Below are 18,859 nucleotides of genomic sequence, written 5' to 3' on the forward strand. Positions count from 1 at the left end.
CTCCTATTTGGAGTAACCTCTAAAAACGGTTAGTAAGCTCTTGTGGATAGACATAAAACAAATGAATTATAGCACGTCTTACATATAAATGCCTAGCGAGAGTTTAATGTAAAAAATAACAGCTTGAGTTCTATTGTACATACCTCGTAATAGCAGGAAGGAACATTTACCAATTCAAGAGTTTTTCTTTAAAATCAAAAACAATTTGAACTATGAGTTTTAAAATTGAATGGAAAAACAATATTTGCCATAATAAAGGTGTAATAGAGAGTGTTCATTAATAAAACTCACTCAGAAGTAAAAGGGGGATGAAGATTTTGAATTGGAAAACTCGTGTGACTGATTTGTTAGGGATTCAATACCCGATTGTGCAAGGAGGATTGGCGCATTTAGCTTATGCAGAACTAGCTGCGGCTGTTTCGAATGCAGGGGGCCTAGGGCAGGTAACAGCGATGTCGTTGGATAACCCTGATCAATTGGTAGAGGAAATACGAAAAACAAAATCATTGACGGACAAACCGTTTGGCGTTAATTTTGCAATTGGTCAGCACGGAAGACCATATGAACATATGCTTGAAGCAGCACTAAAAGAGGAGATTGCCGTTGTTTCTGTAACTGGTGGGAATCCAGCGCCATTTATCGATTATGTTAAAGATACTCCGGTGAAAAAACTTGTGCTAGTTGCAGCAAGAAGGCAGGCAATCAAGGCTGAGCAGCTGGGTGCAGACGCAGTGATGGTAGTTGGTCAGGAGGGCGGAGGACATTTAGGACGCGATGATATCGGAACCTCTGTATTAATTCCTCAAGTGGTAGACTCCGTGAAAATTCCAGTCATCGCCTCAGGTGGTTTCGGTGATGGGCGCGGGTTGATGGCGGCGTTGGCACTTGGAGCCGAAGGGATTGAAATGGGCACCAGGTTCATTGCAGTAAAAGAATGTGTTCATGCCCATGAATTATACAAAAATGCCTTGGTTTCCGGTACAGAAAATGATACCGTTGTCATTAAGCGGTCTATTGGTGCACCAGCCCGTGTTATTGCAAATGGTTGGACTGATAAAATTCTTGAAATAGAAAAGGAAGACGGCGGCTATGAGCAACTGCAGAATTACATAAGTGGAAAAGCAAACCAGCGTTATATCCATGATGGAGTTGAAGGTGAAGGATATGCTTGGGCTGGACAAGTAATGGGTCTGATTCATGATGTACCAACGACGGCTGAGCTATTCAGTCGGATTATCAGCCAAGCAGAGGCAATTCGCTCAAAATGGGCAGACTGATAATAGTCTCCCAAGCAACAGGAATAACTATCTAGAAGGAGCGTGTAAGCATGGATTATCAATATCCAATGGATCTTGATTGGTCAACGGAAGAAATCGTCGATGTTATTAAATTTTTTGAAGCAGTCGAAAAGGCATATGAAAGTAAAATACAAAAAGAAGCTTTTATGAAAGCATATCGAAGGTTTAAGGAAATAGTTCCCGGCAAAGCGGATGAAAAAAAATATACGGATGAGTTTGAGTCTGTCAGCGACTATTCTGCATATCTTGTTATTAAGAAAGCAAAAGAAATCGAAGACGATGACTGGATACGAATGAAATAATAAAAATATTATTTTTAGAAAACTCCATTGACTTCATGAATAGATTGTTTTAACATAATAATCAAGAAATGATAAAGGCAATGACGAAGAAGAGTACCTTAATGCTGTTCTGCAGAGAGCCAGTGGTTGCTGAAAACTGGTGAACAAATTTAAGCGAATGGACTTCCGAGCCCCAAACCGAAACGGATTGACGGAGTAGGCTTTGGCGATTATCTCATCGTTAATGGAGATAGGCATATAATATTTATAATGCCGTAAAGTGAGCTTATTAAGCTAATTAAGGTGGTACCACGGGTTCCTCGTCCTTTGGATGAGGGCCCTTTTTGTGTTTTTTTAAAATGGATAATTAAATCTATGATTAAGAGTAGTAATCTTTTTAGAGTCGTCACAGAGAGCCGGAACAGGTGGAAACCGGTACGATATAAGAAGGTGAATGGACTTATGAGTGGTTTCTTGAAATAAGTAGGGAAACTCGGCTTCCACCGTTAATGGGTTTGGCAAGAAATGTCTAATTTCTTGCTTGAGAGGGAAAAATAATATGTTTTTCCAACTTGAGGTGGCACCGCGGTATACCGTCCTCTGCAGACACATAATTTGTGTTTGCAGGGGGCTTTTTTTATGCATTTACAATTTTTGTGAAGATGAACTGGAGAAAGATTTTAGAGAAAAAATATAAACACAACTCCGAATATGTTTGCCTAAAGGTATAGCAATCGGAAGTTTTCATTATTGGATTGAAAATTAGGAGGTAATATTAGATGAATCATTTGGATGAAAAAAAGATACTCCGTTTCAAAATGGAAACGATTGAAGGGGATATTCATACACCGATTGCCATTTTTCAAAAATTGGATGATGAAAAGAAGTTTTTATTGGAAAGTTCGAATTCACATCATGATAATGGTCGCTACTCCTATCTAGGATCAAACCCATATTTGGAGGTGACGTCATTAGGTAATCAAGTATATGTGAAGGATTCTAATACAGGTGAGAAACTCGTAAGGAACATCAATATCATTGAATTTCTGAAAAATCAATTGTTGGTAGAAATAGAAGATTCCCCAGTTCATCTTCCGCCATTTAATGGTGGGGCAATCGGGTATATGGGCTATGATATTATTCGTCTTTATGAAAACATCGGTCCGGTGCCACCTGATTCTCTTCAAATGCCGGATGCTCATTTCCTTTTCTTTAAGGAACTGTATATATTTGATCATGTACTTCAAAAAATTCATCTTTTGACTGCGGAAGAGGAAAGCGAAAAAAGCTTAATGGGAATGAAGGAGAAAATCAATCGGCAAAGTAAACCGTCAAAGGATATATCGTCAGAATATTTAGAATTTAATTCTAATTTCAGCCAGGATGAATTCGAGAAAATGGTACTTGAAGTAAAGGAAGCGATTGTAGCAGGTGAAGTTTTCCAAGTCGTCTTGTCACAAAGGTTTCAGGCCGACTTTGATGGAGAGCCTTTCGATGCTTACCGCCGTCTCCGCTTAGCCAACCCATCTCCCTATATGTTTTATATCGAATTTGGTGACTATACAATTATAGGTTCCTCCCCTGAAAGTTTGATCAGTGTTTCAGCAGGAATGGTTCATGTTAACCCCATTGCCGGTACACGACCAAGAGGGAAGACGGATGAAGAAGATAAAGGCATGGAAAAAAGCCTGCTTATGGATGAAAAAGAACTAGCTGAACATAGAATGCTTGTTGACCTCGGAAGAAATGATCTTGGGAGGGTTTGTGAAATAGGCTCAATCCACCTTACCGAGGAAATGGAAATTCAAAGATATCAACATGTCATGCATATTGCCTCAAAGATTAGCGGAGAACTTAAGGAAGGATTCACTAGTTTAGATGCATTAACGGTATGTCTTCCTGCAGGTACTGTCTCAGGAGCCCCTAAAATTAGGGCAATGGAGTTGATTAACGAACTTGAAAATTGTAAACGCGGGATCTATTCAGGGGCGATAGGATATATCGGTTTTGGTGGAGATTTGGATATGGCTCTTGCAATCCGGACGATGATCATAAAAGATGGCAGTGCGTATGTACAGGCCGGAGCAGGAATTGTATATGATTCAGATCCAAAAACAGAATATGAGGAAACACAAAATAAAGCACGAGCGCTCATGGAGGTTAACACAAAATGATTTTATTAATTGATAACTATGACTCGTTTACTTATAACCTTTATCAATATTTAGGGGAAGTAGAAAAAGAAATCATCGTGAAAAGAAATGACGAAATCACCATTGCTGAAATTGAGGAAATGAATCCAAAGGCAATCGTTATTTCACCAGGGCCAGGCCGTCCAGAAGATGCTGGAATTAGCATGGAAATCATACGTTCTTTTTATAAGAAGCTTCCGCTTTTAGGTATTTGCCTTGGGCATCAGGCTATTGGTGCAACCTTTGGGGCAAATGTGATTGGGGCCAAATATATCATGCACGGCAAAACATCGGTTATCGAACATGACGGAACAGGGGTATTTGTCAATCAGAATCCACAATTTCCAGTGATGCGTTACCATTCCTTAGTAGTTGAAAGGGAAAGCTTACCTAATGAATTAACTGTGACGGCGAGCGCAGTGGATGATGGAGAAATCATGGCTTTAAAACATCAAGATTATCCGCTTTACGGTTTACAATTCCACCCTGAATCTATTGGAACGAAAATCGGTAAGGAACTATTACATGAATTTTATAAGATTGCCGAGACATATCAATTAGAGAAGAAAGAATCCATTTTATAATCACAAAAAACAATTGGGGGAGTTTGTAGTGAAGGAGTATTTAGAAAAGTTAGCAGAGCGTCAAACATTGACGGAAGATGAGATGAGTATAGCAGCCCAAGCGTTATTTTCTACAGATATTACGGAAAGCGAGATGGCGGCTTTCATTATTGCTCTAAAAGCAAAAGGTGAAACGGCAGGTGAAATTGCAAGCCTTGTCCGAGTCATGAGAAAAGAAGCAAGAAGTGTGAAAACAAACTGCCTTAATGTGATGGATAATTGCGGAACTGGTGGAGATGGCTCACAAAGCTTCAATATTAGTACCGCTTCAGCCTTCGTGCTGGCTGGTGCAGGTGTTAAGGTTGCCAAACATGGAAACCGCAGCATTTCAAGTAAAACAGGAAGTGCAGATGTTTTGGAAGAGCTTGGGGTTAATTTGTTCTTAGAACCAGAAATGATGAAAGAACTGTTAGAGGAAAATGGAATCACTTTCTTATTTGCCCCTTCTGTTCACCCTAATATTGCCCGAATCATGAAAGTGAGAAAAGAATTGAAAATCCCGACAATATTTAATCTGATAGGACCATTAACGAATCCCGTTCAGCTTGATACACAATTATTAGGTATTAACCGCCGTGATATGCTCGAGCTATTTGCAGAAGTACTTCATAAATTAGGCAGAACACGTGCGGTTGTCATCAATGGTGCAGGTTTTATGGATGAAGCCAGCCTACAGGGAGAAAATTCACTCGTGCTTCTGGAGCAAGGGGATATTATCCCTTTTACACTCCATCCTGAGGAAGTGGATTTGCCGATTTACGGAAATGACGCAATCCGTGGCGGTGATGCAAAAGAAAATGCTGATATTATGCTCCGCCTCTTAAAAGGAGAAAAAGGTGCATATCGTGACACCGTTTTATTGAATGCAGGTTTGGGTTTATACGCCCATGGAACGGCAGCAACGATCAAAAAAGGAATTACCATGGCTGAAGAAAGTCTGGACAGCGGATCGGCTCTTAAAAAATTAGAAAATCTAATTGCCTATGGCAACAGAAATAAGGTGGTAATGTAAATGGATAATATTTTAACGAAAATTATTGAACAGAAAAAAGTAGAAGTAGCACAGTTAAAAGAAATGGGTTTAGATGATGTGGAAATGATCAATACAGTCAGACCTTCTCTTGTAGAAAAATTGAAAACGGCGAAATCAATCGCGGTTATCGCGGAAATTAAACGCGCATCCCCATCAAAAGGAGACATTAAAATGAATGTCGATCCAATCGAGCAGGCTCTTTCTTACGAAAAAGGCGGAGCCGCAGCCATATCGATATTGACGGATGAGGTTTTCTTTAAAGGGTCAATTGCCGATTTAAAAAACGTGAGCCAGGCTATACAAATTCCAAGGTTATGTAAAGATTTCATCATTGATGAAATCCAAATCGACCGTGCCTATCAAGCTGGTGCGACTATCATTCTATTAATTGTGGCAGCTCTTTCAAAAGAACGCCTTCATGATTTATATCAATATGCAAAACATAAAGGGCTTGATGTATTAACGGAAGTCCATGATGAAGCCGAGTTAAAACAAGCACTTGAGCTTAATGCAGAGCTGATAGGTATTAACAATCGAAATTTAAAAACATTCGAAGTGGATTTGGCGGTTACGGAACGACTTGCGAAGCTACTTGATCCAAAACGCCACATCATTATCAGCGAAAGTGGAATCAAGACAAAAGAAGACGTACAGCGTGTGAGGGAAGCAGGGGCGAGGGGCATTTTAGTTGGAGAAACATTAATGATATCACCTAACCTTTCAAATACGATGGCAGAACTGCAAATGAGTTTATAAGGAGATTAATATGTTTGTAAAAATTTGTGGGATAAAGACATTAGCAGCGGCTCAGACAGCTGTAACATTCGGTGCAGACTTTATTGGGTTCATTTTTGCGGAAAGTAGCCGGAAAGTTCATCCGGAAATAGTATGTGAAATAGCTGGGAATCTCCCTGCACACGTAAAAAAAGTCGGAGTGTTTGCTAATCAAACCGAACAAGAAGTGATACGAAGTGCTGAAATTGCCGGATTGGATTATATTCAGCTGCATGGTAACGAGTCTGCCAGTTTTGCTGAGAGTATGCCTCTCCCGGTTATTAAGGCCTTTGCCATCCAGTCAGAGAAAGATCTTGAAAGCCTTCACGATTATCCGGCTGATTTTCTATTAGTAGATCTTCTTAAAGGAAATTCTGGTAAGGGAATGACTTTGGATTGGGATATGCTTCGTAAAGCGGGCTTACCAAAGGAGAAAATTTTTCTAGCTGGAGGATTGACTTCAGAAAATGTCGGAAAAGCGATTACTGCCGTATCACCATTCGCAGTTGACGTAGCGAGTGGTGTCGAAACAAATGGATTAAAGGATGCTGCAAAAATAAAAGCTTTTATTACTAAGGCGAAAAATACAGCCGGAAAAGAGGAATAAATAGATGAGTACTTATACACAGCCCGACCAAACTGGTCATTTTGGAGCATATGGTGGCCGTTTTGTTCCGGAAACCTTAATGGCGGCAATAACAGAGCTTGAAGAAGTATATGAACAATCAAAAAAAGATCCAGAATTCCAAAAGCAACTGAATTACTACCTTACTCAATATATTGGTCGTGAAACGCCCCTTTATTTTTCAGAAAATTTAACGAAACTTGCTGGTGGTGCCGATATTTATCTGAAGCGTGAGGACCTAAATCATACGGGTGCCCATAAAATCAATAATACGATTGGTCAGGCTTTGTTGACACAAAAAATGGGCAAGAAAAAAGTCATTGCCGAAACAGGTGCAGGACAGCATGGAGTGGCAACGGCGACAGTTTGTGCTTTGCTGAAGTTAGAGTGCATCATTTTTATGGGAGAGGAAGATATCAGGAGACAGAAATTAAATGTTTTCCGGATGGAACTTCTGGGTGCCAAGGTCATATCTGTATCACAAGGAAGCGGGACACTAAAGGATGCAGTCAATGAGGCGTTACGGTACTGGGTAGCTAATGTGGAAGACACTCATTATATTATGGGGTCAGTCCTTGGGCCTCATCCATTCCCTGTTATTGTACGCGATTTTCAAAGCGTGATTGGCAAGGAAACGAAGCGTCAGTATTCCGAAGTGGTACATGCCCTTCCTGATGCCATAGTCGCTTGCATAGGAGGTGGCAGCAATGCAATGGGTATGTTTTATCCATTCATTGAGGATGAAACGGTTAAATTATATGGAGTAGAAGCAGCAGGTCATGGTCTTGATACACCGTTACATGCTTCAAGCTTAACAAAAGGAAAGCCAGGGGTGCTTCATGGGGCATTCATGTATGTATTGCAGAACGAAGACGGCCAGATTCAGGAGGCACATTCGATTTCAGCAGGGTTAGATTATCCGGGGGTTGGACCGGAACACAGTTTTCTAAAAGATACAAATCGTGTGACATATACTTCAGTTACCGATCAAGAAGCCCTAGAAGCTCTCGTATTGCTTTCAAAGGAAGAAGGGATCATACCTGCATTGGAAAGTTCACATGCCATCTCCTACGGTTTAAAACTTGCCAAAGAAATGGAGAAAGGGACAGGCTTGGTGATTTGCTTATCTGGTCGTGGCGATAAGGATGTTGAAACGGTCCAATCTATATTAGGGGGTAGCGAACATGAATAAATTAACAAAAGCGCTGCAGGAATGTGAATCTAGGGGAGAAAAAGCATTTATTCCTTACATTATGGCAGGAGATGGCGGTCTTGAACGGCTAAAGAGCCAACTTATATTCCTTGAAAAAAGCGGGGCAACAGCTGTCGAATTAGGTATCCCATTCTCTGACCCTGTTGCTGATGGACCGGTTATCCAACAGGCGGGAATCCGTTCTTTGGAGAATGGTACAACTTTAAAAGATATCCTAAAAAAAGTGACTGAAATCAAAGGCGATGTAAACATTCCAATCATTTTAATGGGGTATGCAAATTCTATTATGGCATATGGCCTTAAAGAATTCACAGAAGATTGTCTTCAGGCAGGAATCGCCGGATGTATCATCCCTGATTTGCCAATTGAAGAAGAAGCTGTCTTTTCAACTATAAAAACTGCAGGGATTGTACTGATCCGTCTCGTGACGCTCACGTCTTCTAGAGAACGGATTACTCAGATTACGGCAGGGGCAGAGGGTTTTATCTATGCTGTGACTGTTAAGGGCATTACGGGGACCCGTGATGCCTTTGGAGGAGAACTCGGAGGCTATTTAAAACAGGTAAAAGACCTAAGCCCTGTTCCTGTTCTTGCCGGATTTGGCATCTCTACTCCAGATCATGTCCGCAATACGGTACAATCCTGCGATGGTGTCATCGTCGGAAGCAAGATAATCGAATGCTTTGAAGCGGGTAAAGAAAATCAAATAAGTGAATTGATACAAGCAAGTAAAGAATTGGTGCAAAAATAAGAAAAGGAGAGCCTTAATGGCTCTCCCTTTTCTTTATTTATATTTAAGTATGAATGCTCTATTCATCTACTAATTCCAATGCAATACGTGGAATATGTGGTTTATTTTAATTTATATAAGGGTAAAAGATGCTCAAAAGCATCATTAATGGTTTTAATGAAATCATCTTCATTTAATTGAATGGCTTCTTCGCGAGAAATTCTTATCCCGCAAAGAATTTCAGCTTTCTTTACGGTCTGTAAACGATTAAACATTGAATTCAAATCATCAACCGAAAGGCCATCATGAGGGATTACTTCAGGTTTCGTATGATCCATCGACCAAACATAATGAGAGGGAATATTTTTTATGAATTGCTTCGCTTTTTGCTCTAGATGCCTCCCGATTTCAACTTTATTAGGAGCTTCATAAATGACTGCGAACCAAATGAACATATGTGTTTCCCACAAACCAATTTGGAAATGTGGCATCATTTTATAACCTCGGCTGTTGGCAGCAAAGGCAACCCAAGTGTCGTTAGGAGGGTTTACTTTCCTTCTAGCATGCTTAGCAACATGAGGGAACATCTCTTCACCGGTCATCACAGATAATTGTTGTGAAAAGTGCTCACCAAGTGCTTGTAGCTTGGGTTGGATCTGCTCTTTTAAAGCATCCATTCGCGGTTCCAATCCATCAATTTTAAAAACGTTAAAATCATCAGCTGAAAAACTTGCTATATTCATTATCATCTCTCCTACCGTAATATCTGCACATATTGTAGCATAAGTAAAAGTAATAATTAAAAAATAACGATTTAGTTCATTATCGAAAAATTCCTTTAAGTTTAAAGAACAAATTAGTTGCTATTTGTGGTAGGAAGACATATGATAAAATAAAATAAATTCAGAAAATTAAGTTAATTAACGAAGGGAGAATGTTAATTATGAAACAAGTCATGAACCAAGCATTAAAAGCTAAAGAAGTTGAAAGACATAGAGCTGCAGTGTTAAGAATGGAAATGGACTATGAATTAGCAACCCTTTTTGAAGCAATTAGTGAAGAGAATGATCAAAAGAGGTCACAATGCAAGCAAAGGCTTGAGCGTATCCGGTTAGAATTGCTAAAACTTAAAGCCTTGTAAAATGATAAAGCTGCAGAGATCGTGAAGGAGAATTAATGAACGAAATGAATCAAATTCAATACAAGAAATTCTATTATAGATGATGAACGGACACTTATTTATAAAAAATAATGTGTCCGTTTTTCGTTAAATGAACAAAATAGTAGTAAAAGCTGGTCTTTGACTTTTAAAATGGACTACTTTCCTGTTAATTAGGAAAAAAATTATCAAAAGTATACAAAAAAATTTTTATGCATGAGGATAATTAGCTTATAAGCTTAAATGGAGTGAAGAATCGTGAATTAAATAACCCTTATTTTTCAAAGGTATTATAAAAATTGGTAAATTTATGATGTTAAAAACTTGAAGACTTGATATATTTGCTTTAATCTTTAGTAGAGCATGTTAGTGTAGTTTCTGATTACAAAGGACGGGGATATTATAATGGCATCGGTTAAGGAAATGGATACATATGCGAAATTATGGATGAAAGAAGCAGGGTCGAAGCTGAGAGCGTCCTTTGAAACCAAGCTGAATATTGAAATTAAAACGAATCCTAATGATTTGGTTACCAATATGGATAAGGCAATAGAAACGTTTTTTTGCGATAAAATTACCGAAACTTTTCCCGAACATCGTATATTTGGGGAAGAGGGAATGGGTAATGAGATAAAAGATTTAAAAGGAACGGTGTGGATTCTTGATCCAATTGATGGAACATTGAACTTTATTCATCAACAGCGGAATTTTGCGATTTCTCTTGGGATTTATGAGGATGGTATCGGGAAAATTGGTATGGTTTATGATGTCGTAAATGATGAACTGTACCATGTAATTAAAGGGGAGGGGGCATTTATGAACGATCAAAGACTCTCTCCGCTGAAAGAGGTATCGGTTAGCAAAGCCATCCTTTCCATGAATGCAAGCTGGGTAACGGAAAATCGCCGGATTGATCCGAGTCTTCTAGCCCCGCTTGTGCGGGATGCGCGCGGGACCCGTTCGTATGGCTCAGCAGCATTGGAGTTAGCATACGTGGCTGCAGGCAGGCTAGATGCTTATATAACTATGCGGCTTATGCCTTGGGACTTTGCCGGTGGAGTTTTACTGGTTGAGGAAGTGGGCGGAGAAGTAAGCAATATAACTGATAAAAAATTGGATTTTTTAGAGGGAGATTCATTATTTGTCTCTAAGCCTGGACTGCACAAAGAGGTTTTCGAGAAATATTTAACAGGTAATACTAGCCTTTAATACCCCTGACCTAAGTCATTGGTAATGTTCAAAAAGGATATTAAAATGGACAAAGTGAGACCAAAGACTCAGGAGAGTGGAGAATATATTTCACTTGAAAAAATTAGCAAAAAAAAACTCGCTTTTTACAGCGAGTTTTTTATATTATAACTTTCCTGCTTCGCGTAATTTTTTCTTTTGAGTGAAGCCAAACCCCATAATCCCGCAAAGTACAACGATTGCAGCTAAAATTCCAAGTAAGCTTTTTTCAGCAATAAAGATGCCTATAGAGCCAATACTGGATGCTGCTAGTATCGCTAATATTAAGAAATTCCATTTAATATTCATTAATATCACCCCTAATATATCTATTGTACATAATTTCTGTATTTGTTTCTACTATGTTTGTGATATAATATGTAAGTTAATACTAGTGATACGTTATACACAAACTTTTTTAGGAGTGAATTTTTTGAAATTAAGAGAAAATATTCGTAATATAGCCATCATTGCCCACGTTGACCATGGGAAAACAACTTTAGTGGATCAGTTGCTTAAGCAATCTGGTACATTTCGTGAAAATGAACATGTGGAAGAACGTGCGATGGATTCTAATGCTATTGAAAAAGAACGCGGAATTACGATTCTTGCGAAAAATACAGCAGTTCAATACCAAGATACAAGAATCAATATTTTGGATACACCTGGTCATGCCGACTTTGGTGGTGAAGTAGAACGGATCATGAAAATGGTTGATGGTGTTTTACTTGTTGTTGATGCATATGAAGGATGTATGCCGCAAACTCGTTTCGTGTTGAAAAAAGCATTGGAACAAAAAATCACGCCAATCGTTGTCGTGAATAAAATTGATAAAGACTCTGCCCGTCCAAACGAAGTTGTGGACGAAGTAATTGACTTATTCATCGAACTTGGAGCTGAAGAAGAACAATTAGAATTCCCTGTTGTCTTTACTTCAGGTATTGCTGGTACAGCAAGCTTGGATTCAGATCCTACCAAACAAGAAAAAGACATGACCCCATTATTCGAAACAATCGTCGAAACGATCCCTGCACCAATTGATAACACTGATGAACCACTTCAATTCCAAGTGGCTTTACTTGATTACAATGATTATGTAGGACGTATTGGTGTTGGCCGTGTATTCCGTGGGAAAATGCATGTAGGTCAACAAGTTTCATTAATGAAACTTGATGGATCGGTTAAGCAATTCCGTGTAACGAAAATCTTTGGTTATATTGGCTTGAAAAAAGTTGAAATCCAAGAAGCTGTTGCCGGTGATTTAATTGCTGTTTCTGGTATGGAAGATATTAACGTTGGGGAAACAGTTTGTCCTATTGAACATCCTGATGCCCTTCCAATTCTACGTATCGATGAGCCAACATTACAAATGACTTTCCTTGTAAACAACAGCCCATTCGCAGGCCGTGAAGGTAAATTCGTAACAGCTCGTAAAATTGAAGAGCGTTTGAAAAGCCAATTGCAAACTGATGTTAGCTTAAGAGTTGAAAATACAGATTCTCCAGATGTCTGGATTGTTTCAGGTCGTGGAGAGCTTCACCTTTCTATCTTAATTGAAAACATGAGACGTGAAGGTTATGAACTGCAAGTTTCTAAACCTGAAGTTATCGTACGTTTGATTGATGGAGTGCGTTGTGAGCCAGTTGAACGTGTTCAAATCGATGTACCTGAAGAGCACACTGGTTCTATCATGGAATCCATGGGAGCTCGTAAAGGCGAATTGTTAGATATGATTAATAGCGGAAGTGGTCAAGTTCGTTTACTATTCACGATCCCAGCTCGTGGACTTATTGGTTATTCTACTGAGTTCTTAACAATTACACGTGGTTATGGTATCATGAACCACTCATTTGACAGCTACCAACCAATGGCCCAAGGTCAAGTCGGTGGAAGACGTCAAGGTGTACTTGTATCAATGGAATCTGGAAAAACTACACAATATGGTACGATGCAAGTAGAAGACCGCGGTGTCATTTTCATTGAGCCAGGTACGGATATTTATGAAGGTATGATTGTCGGAGAACATAACCGTGATAGCGATTTGACTGTTAATATCGTAAAAGCGAAACAAATGACAAATATGCGTTCAGCTAATAAAGACCAAACTTCTTCAATGAAAAAACCAAGAATTATGTCTCTTGAAGAAGCTCTAGAGTATTTGAACGACGATGAGTACTGTGAAGTAACTCCGGAATCAATCCGTCTTCGTAAAAAGATTCTTGATAAAAACGAACGTGAAAGAGCAGCTAAAAGAAAAAAAGTTGCTGTTGAAGAAAAATAAATAGCAAGAGGAGGAGAAAAGATTGGATATCCAAGAGCGATTATCATTTTTTGCAGCTTTGTACAGAGTGGATGAAAATCCTGAAGCAGGAATGTGGTATTTATATTTAACGATTTTTGGATTATGCATCCTTGTCTATCAGCTAGGTTTTGCCAAAAAGTTACCTTTGCTAAAAAATGTGATTATTTACGCGGTAATGGCACTTGGGTGTACCCTTCTTTCTTTCTTTGCAGTGTTTCTGCCAATGGGGGAAGCATTAGTCATCGCATCGCTTGTTCTAGGGATTTATAGAATTCGTCTTCATAATTCGAGAAAAGAAGAACAGGCATAAGATGATGAAATCATTACAAGATGCTTTATACAATTGGTTGACGATTAGAGTTGTCTGTGATGCAAGACCTGATGATTCAGCTGCGCGCGATACAGAAATGTTTTTCATGCAGATGCTGAAAAATGATCATCAAGTAATCATTGATTCCGTTTCAAAAATAGAACCTTTTTATTTCGTTGAGTTTCTAATAGGAGACGAAATGAAAAAGCAACGTTTTCCTATTGAATTGATTGATATTATGTTGGATCAAATACAACTAGAACCAGATAAGTATAAAAATATCGAGTGATGATAAAAAGAACCGTGCGAATTTCGCACGGTTCTTTTTATATTGCTTTTGGAAGAAATAGCGCGTAAATAAGATGTAAGAGAGACCACAAAAAGAAAGCAGCCAGATCGAATGGATGGGCAACTTCCGTTTGTGAAAGCAAGGATAATGGAAAATAAAGCAGGATCGCAGGAGTGATGATGCAAATAGCAAGTGTGTATGTTTTCCATTTGCGAAATATGCTCCAAGTATGAAGGATATATACATAACTAAAAGTAATTGTAAGTGAGACAAGGAGATGGAAAAGGAACAACGTTGCCTCACTCCAGGGGATTGCCCCGATTACTGGAAGGAAATCTACATTTAATAAAAGCTGATACACTTGTTTTCCTGAATACATTTCCATCCACTTCATTAAGAAGCCGAGCATGATCCCATTAATCAGGACCAATCAAACACACCTTTTTTAATGTTTTACCATTCATCTTCATTTTTGATAGTGCGGTAAAGACGGAAATTCCCAGTGGCAATCCGTTCGTTTGTACGCTCTTCTATGCGTTGATTGCATGTATTGCACATATAGGTATGTATAGGACGGTTACGAAGTTTCTTTGCTTCTGGACTATCGTCTGGTATAGATTCAATTTGATCACATATTACACATTTAACCTTCATATTATTTGAACCTCACTTCAATTTCAATATGCTTTTAAGTATACCAATATTTTTATGGTAAAACGAGGATAAAGTGAAACTTACATGTGAGTGACTAATCATTATTAAGGTTATGACTTTATAAAAGACAAAAACCCGAAGGTCTCTTCGGGTTGGGGTTATTTACTCTTTATAGTGATTAGATTGATCATTTTGCTCCTCATCAAGCTGTTTTCTTTCCTTGTTATCATTAAGTTTAGCCTTTTCGTTTTCAATGATCTTTGTGGGCGTTGGGGTCAAAATATCACCTGGAACCTCAGGAATGACTCGACTTGTGATGTCAGCCAGTTCATTTAGTATTCCTCTTACAGGTTTACCGTTGTTAATATCCTTAGCCACCTCCCTAATTCGTTCATTTATATCAGGATCAGCGACGATGATAGCATTTGCTCCGTTTGGATCATTTTTTAAGCTTTCACCAACCGAGTATTTAATCGTTCCTACCTGTGAACGTTCAATGTCTTGGTCAATATCAATTCCGACTATGGCATATTTGCCAAGAACGACTGCAGTGGCATCATTCACCTCGGGAATAGATTTAGCCAGACCAGTGAGTCTTTTTGCTGTTTGCTGACCAGTTTTTCTATCCGTTTCCTGAACAGACGAATTATTAACTTTAGTTAGATTACTTTTTGTGTTATCTTGTGACTCTTCATTATCATTATTCATCGAGCAGCCTGTCATTAACAGAACAGTAGCAAGAGATAAAATAAGTTTCCGCAAATGTCCATCCTCCTTTTAGGAAATTACCTTTCCGTTAATTACAGCCTGTCCACTCCAACTAAGTCTGATGCATAAATTGCAGTAAACCTGCTGTGTTCCATATGATCAAAGCTCACTTTGCAGGAAGTTTTCTTTATAGTCTGTAAATGTTCTTCTATCTTTATGCAAAGGAACATATATTTTATCAACAGTCTCGTCCGCTACATAACTGCTGAGTGCAGTCAATGGTAAGACATATCCGATAAAGAGCAGGCAGGAGGCGTCATATTGGGGAAAAAAATCTATGTTTTAGATACGAATGTCCTGTTGCAGGATCCGTATGCGATTTACTCATTCGAAGATAATGAAGTAGTCATTCCAGCAGTTGTTTTAGAAGAATTGGATTCGAAAAAAAGGTATATGGATGAAATCGGAAGAAATGCCAGGCAGGTATCAAAATTGATCGATAGCTTTCGTGAAAAAGGAAAGCTTCATCAAAGCGTTCAGCTTCATAATGGAGGTAGCTTAAGAATTGAACTTAATCATCGTTCATTTCATAAACTTCAGGAAATTTTCGTGGAGAAAACAAATGATAATCGAATATTAGCAGTTGCAAAAAATTTATCCTTAGAGGAAGAAACGAAGGAAGATGGGAAGACGGTCATTCTTGTCAGTAAAGATACTCTAGTGCGTGTAAAAGCTGATGCGATAGGGCTTGAGGCAGAGGATTTTTTAAATGATCGTGTTGTTGAAATGGACCATATATATGGGGGGCATAAAGAAGTTTTTGTGTCGATTGACAATCTGAATAAGTTTTATGAAAAAAGTCATCTTAAGCTTGAAGAACTGACAAAAGATTTATACTACCCTAATCAATTCTTGCTGATGAAGGATACATTGGGAAGTTCAGCCTCAGCGATTGGGATTGTAGATGAGAACTGCAGATATGTTAAGAAACTAATGTATGAAGGAGAACATATTTGGGGAATTAAGCCGAGAAACGTTCAACAGACGATGGCCCTTGATTTGTTACTTCGTTCTGACATTCAGCTTGTGACGCTTATTGGTAAGGCTGGGACAGGAAAAACGCTATTGGCATTGGCAACAGGATTGATGCAAACAGAAGATTTATCTCAATATAAGAAGCTTCTAGTAGCTAGGCCTATTGTTCCGGTCGGTAAAGATATTGGTTATTTACCCGGGGAAAAAGAAGAGAAGCTTAGACCTTGGATGCAACCTATTTTTGATAATCTGCAATATTTGTTCAATACGAAAAAACCAGGGGAATTGGACGCTATTCTAGCTGGCATGAGTTCGATTGAAGTAGAAGCTTTAACCTATATCAGAGGCAGGAGTATTCCGGATCAGTTCATCATCATAGATGAAGCGCAGAATTTAACGAAACATGAGGTGAAGACTATATTAACAAGAGTAGGGGAACGAAGTAAAATTGTTTTGATGGGGGATCCGGAACAAATCGACCATCCTTATTTAGATGAATATAATAATGGTTTGACCTACGTTGTAGAGAAATTTAAGACCGAGCGTATTGCCGGCCATGTTAAACTGATAAAAGGAGAACGATCCGGTTTAGCTCAGCTTGCTGCTACACTTTTATAAAAAAAACGGCAAGGGAAAGTTCCCTTGTCGTTTTAAATAATGTATTCAGGCTACTAAAACATGGTGAATGTTCTTTTATTTAACAGTGAAAGAGCGTACATTTTTAATTGGATTATTGATATTAGAGGCATCTCCAAAATAAATTTCCATAGGTCCGCCCTCGGTTACTTTAATTGGTTTTCCATCCTTGGAAAAGCCAAGGAAAAATTCTAGCGCTACTTCGAATGGAAAAGTTAGTTCTTTTTCATCAGTTGTAACAATAACTTCTGTTACACCTATTTCAGGTTCGGCGTTTTTCAAAAAAGGTTCAAAAGGAATGCCAAAAGTCCCCTCCATCAATCTTTGCTTCTCAAACTTTCGTTCCGTTTTTAATGTAGGAGGCATGGTAGCGCCCTCTTGAATTTCCTTTTGCCAATGTTTGGACGCTGCAATTGTATACTCTTCTAATTCATTGACTTGAACTCTCTCAGCATTGAAGTATGTATCGATTTCAATTTTACGGTCATCAAAAATCCACACTCCAGGATCTAGAGTAATTGGATATTTCACTTTTCCATTAATAAACACGATGGGTTCCAAATATCTCATTCCTTTCTGTTGCTCACATTCTTATATAAGTATAATCAATTATATAAGAAATGTCACATTATCTAGGATAGCGATTATATCTACTGCCGGGTTTATGAGTATAGAGGCAGATTGTGTTATTTCAGTGTTTGGATTATTCAATTTGTTTGTCAATGTCCTTGCTTTTTCATACAACAAAAGGTAGAATTTAATGATAAGATAAGTTAAGATATAATCGCTCTGAGCGGGGGGATTTAACATGGCATCTGATATGCTTGTCAATCATCGAGAAAAAGCTTATGCTTTATTAAAAGCAGATGCTGACAAGATTCTAAAACTGATAAAAGTTCAAATGGAGAATCTCACTATGCCTCAATGTCCTTTATACGAAGAGGTACTTGATACACAAATGTTCGGTCTATCACGAGAAATTGATTTCGCCGTACGTTTAGGCTTAGTAGAGGATACAGAGGGCAAGTCCCTTTTGGAAACTCTTGAAAAGCAATTGTCAGTTTTGCATGAAGCATCATTAAAAAAATAATATACAAAACATACTAACTCAAACAAATCTCGATGATTGTTTGAGTTTTTTATTTATATACAATAATAGGTAATAGTGTTATACTATAATTCAATAGTGTTATACTAATTAGTGCGATTGAAGCTCAAAATGAGCTTTTTTTATTGGGTATGGAATGTTAATAGAAATAATTTCGGGAAAATCTATCACCACATATTCGAATTCGCATTTTAGTTGATGAACTCTTTTTTCATAAATAGAAAAATGGAGTAAACTTGTGCAGATTGTCAGATGATCTTCAATCAGTATTGAATCTTTAGTTCTAGAACTATAGATATTGAGGGGGCAAAAGACGGAAAATCCTTGTGCTTTTATACGAATATACATAATTTTTTATTTTTTTATTGTATTCAGTTTATTTTAGTATTATGGTTATATTAATTGTTGAAAAAATACAAAGTTAACATATTGATAGTATATTATAATAATTTCAATGTATTTTAACTAATTGGCAAAGTTTCTATTTTTGTGTATTTATTTTTCAGAAACGTATAAATGCATAACTGAAAAATATATCGAAATATAATTATGTTGAGGAACAACGATTTTAATAGGACTGTCTCCTTTGTTGGAGAAATAAACGTGTGAATAAAAAGTTGTGAAGTTTATCACGCTTTTTTTCTATATATTCAATAAAAATA

The 18,859-nt window shown here is 38.1% G+C and carries 22 protein-coding genes and 2 other annotated features; of the genes, 16 read left to right on the plus strand and 6 right to left on the minus strand.

From position 1 onward, the window contains the following. Positions 1-317 precede the first annotated feature (317 nt). From NST21_RS07950 to trpA, 9 genes are all read left to right on the plus strand, one after another. The gene (locus NST21_RS07950) at positions 318-1,277 is read left to right on the plus strand and encodes an NAD(P)H-dependent flavin oxidoreductase (protein ID WP_053345179.1); all 960 of its coding nucleotides are present in this window, start codon (positions 318-320) and stop codon (positions 1,275-1,277) included. 50 nt (positions 1,278-1,327) lie between these two features. After that, the gene (locus NST21_RS07955) at positions 1,328-1,600 is read left to right on the plus strand and encodes a UPF0223 family protein (protein WP_053345180.1); all 273 of its coding nucleotides are present in this window, start codon (positions 1,328-1,330) and stop codon (positions 1,598-1,600) included. A 71-nt stretch (positions 1,601-1,671) separates the two neighbouring features. Further along, positions 1,672-1,910, plus strand: a binding site (T-box leader). A gap of 35 nt (positions 1,911-1,945) precedes the next feature. After that, positions 1,946-2,183, plus strand: a binding site (T-box leader). Between the two features lie 175 nt (positions 2,184-2,358). Then, entirely contained in the window at positions 2,359-3,753 is a 1,395-nt protein-coding gene (gene trpE / locus NST21_RS07960; protein WP_340888626.1) for an anthranilate synthase component I, read from the plus strand. After that, positions 3,750-4,355: an anthranilate synthase component II gene (locus NST21_RS07965; protein WP_201181598.1), complete on the plus strand. Its 606-nt coding sequence runs from the start codon at positions 3,750-3,752 to the stop codon at positions 4,353-4,355. Before trpE ends, NST21_RS07965 begins: the two co-directional genes overlap by 4 nt. A gap of 28 nt (positions 4,356-4,383) precedes the next feature. Further along, positions 4,384-5,406 carry an anthranilate phosphoribosyltransferase gene (gene trpD, locus NST21_RS07970; RefSeq protein WP_056530521.1) on the plus strand — a complete coding sequence of 341 codons (1,023 nt, stop codon included), beginning with the start codon at positions 4,384-4,386 and terminating at the stop codon, positions 5,404-5,406. Further along, a complete protein-coding gene (trpC, locus tag NST21_RS07975) occupies positions 5,407-6,183 on the plus strand; it encodes an indole-3-glycerol phosphate synthase TrpC (protein WP_056530518.1) in 777 nt (258 codons plus the stop codon). A gap of 10 nt (positions 6,184-6,193) precedes the next feature. Beyond that, complete coding sequence (locus tag NST21_RS07980) at positions 6,194-6,808, plus strand: phosphoribosylanthranilate isomerase (protein WP_340888629.1); 615 nt, start codon at positions 6,194-6,196, stop codon at positions 6,806-6,808. A 4-nt stretch (positions 6,809-6,812) separates the two neighbouring features. Beyond that, a complete protein-coding gene (gene trpB, locus NST21_RS07985; RefSeq protein WP_053345186.1) occupies positions 6,813-8,018 on the plus strand; it encodes a tryptophan synthase subunit beta in 1,206 nt (401 codons plus the stop codon). Next, entirely contained in the window at positions 8,011-8,790 is a 780-nt protein-coding gene (gene trpA, locus NST21_RS07990; protein WP_053345187.1) for a tryptophan synthase subunit alpha, read from the plus strand. The genes trpB and trpA overlap by 8 nt, the downstream gene beginning before the upstream one ends. 101 nt (positions 8,791-8,891) lie before the next feature. Here the strand turns inward: trpA and NST21_RS07995 are convergent, their stop codons facing one another. Beyond that, on the minus strand, positions 8,892-9,512 hold the full coding sequence (locus tag NST21_RS07995; RefSeq protein ID WP_340888631.1) for a YktB family protein: 621 nt from the start codon (positions 9,510-9,512) through the stop codon (positions 8,892-8,894). Between the two features lie 200 nt (positions 9,513-9,712). Here NST21_RS07995 and NST21_RS08000 point away from each other — a divergent pair, with 200 nt between their 5' ends. Both NST21_RS08000 and NST21_RS08005 read left to right on the plus strand, forming a co-directional pair. After that, complete coding sequence (locus tag NST21_RS08000; RefSeq protein WP_053345189.1) at positions 9,713-9,910, plus strand: hypothetical protein; 198 nt, start codon at positions 9,713-9,715, stop codon at positions 9,908-9,910. Between the two features lie 423 nt (positions 9,911-10,333). Continuing rightward, entirely contained in the window at positions 10,334-11,137 is an 804-nt protein-coding gene (locus NST21_RS08005; protein WP_056526485.1) for an inositol monophosphatase family protein, read from the plus strand. 144 nt (positions 11,138-11,281) lie between these two features. Here the strand turns inward: NST21_RS08005 and NST21_RS08010 are convergent, their stop codons facing one another. After that, on the minus strand, positions 11,282-11,464 hold the full coding sequence (locus NST21_RS08010; RefSeq protein WP_053345191.1) for a YlaF family protein: 183 nt from the start codon (positions 11,462-11,464) through the stop codon (positions 11,282-11,284). A gap of 124 nt (positions 11,465-11,588) precedes the next feature. Here NST21_RS08010 and typA point away from each other — a divergent pair, with 124 nt between their 5' ends. From typA to NST21_RS08025, 3 genes are read left to right on the plus strand one after another with little or no spacing between them, the layout of a single operon-like run. After that, positions 11,589-13,436, plus strand: a complete 1,848-nt coding sequence (gene typA, locus NST21_RS08015) for a translational GTPase TypA (RefSeq protein ID WP_056526487.1) — start codon at positions 11,589-11,591, stop codon at positions 13,434-13,436. Positions 13,437-13,458: 22 nt separating this feature from the next. After that, positions 13,459-13,767, plus strand: coding sequence for a YlaH-like family protein (locus NST21_RS08020; RefSeq protein ID WP_053345193.1), 309 nt, complete (start codon positions 13,459-13,461; stop codon positions 13,765-13,767). A gap of 4 nt (positions 13,768-13,771) precedes the next feature. Next, positions 13,772-14,056 carry a hypothetical protein gene (locus NST21_RS08025; RefSeq protein WP_056527091.1) on the plus strand — a complete coding sequence of 95 codons (285 nt, stop codon included), beginning with the start codon at positions 13,772-13,774 and terminating at the stop codon, positions 14,054-14,056. Positions 14,057-14,093: 37 nt separating this feature from the next. Here NST21_RS08025 and NST21_RS08030 read toward each other — a convergent pair whose 3' ends face one another. The 3 genes from NST21_RS08030 to NST21_RS08040 all read right to left on the minus strand — a co-directional run bounded on the left by NST21_RS08030 (position 14,094) and on the right by NST21_RS08040 (position 15,472). Continuing rightward, the gene (locus tag NST21_RS08030; RefSeq protein ID WP_340888632.1) at positions 14,094-14,486 is read right to left on the minus strand and encodes a hypothetical protein; all 393 of its coding nucleotides are present in this window, start codon (positions 14,484-14,486) and stop codon (positions 14,094-14,096) included. A gap of 23 nt (positions 14,487-14,509) precedes the next feature. Beyond that, positions 14,510-14,710 (minus strand): YlaI family protein, encoded by a 201-nt coding sequence (locus NST21_RS08035; protein WP_072272690.1) that lies wholly within the window; start codon positions 14,708-14,710, stop codon positions 14,510-14,512. Between the two features lie 162 nt (positions 14,711-14,872). Continuing rightward, positions 14,873-15,472, minus strand: coding sequence for a YhcN/YlaJ family sporulation lipoprotein (locus tag NST21_RS08040; protein ID WP_340888633.1), 600 nt, complete (start codon positions 15,470-15,472; stop codon positions 14,873-14,875). Between the two features lie 267 nt (positions 15,473-15,739). Between NST21_RS08040 and NST21_RS08045 the strand changes: the two genes are divergently transcribed. Then, positions 15,740-17,071: a PhoH family protein gene (locus NST21_RS08045; protein ID WP_056526498.1), complete on the plus strand. Its 1,332-nt coding sequence runs from the start codon at positions 15,740-15,742 to the stop codon at positions 17,069-17,071. Positions 17,072-17,146: 75 nt separating this feature from the next. On the opposite strand, the gene NST21_RS08050 is transcribed toward NST21_RS08045, so the two are convergent. Then, on the minus strand, positions 17,147-17,650 hold the full coding sequence (locus tag NST21_RS08050) for a hypothetical protein (RefSeq protein WP_082612544.1): 504 nt from the start codon (positions 17,648-17,650) through the stop codon (positions 17,147-17,149). Between the two features lie 247 nt (positions 17,651-17,897). Here NST21_RS08050 and NST21_RS08055 point away from each other — a divergent pair, with 247 nt between their 5' ends. Then, positions 17,898-18,179 carry a YlaN family protein gene (locus NST21_RS08055; RefSeq protein WP_053345198.1) on the plus strand — a complete coding sequence of 94 codons (282 nt, stop codon included), beginning with the start codon at positions 17,898-17,900 and terminating at the stop codon, positions 18,177-18,179. The last annotated feature ends 680 nt before the right edge of the window (positions 18,180-18,859 follow it).

Origin of the sequence: Peribacillus sp. FSL K6-1552 (assembly GCF_038005205.1) — a bacterium.
Taxonomy (GTDB): Bacteria; Bacillota; Bacilli; order Bacillales; family DSM-1321; genus Peribacillus; species Peribacillus butanolivorans.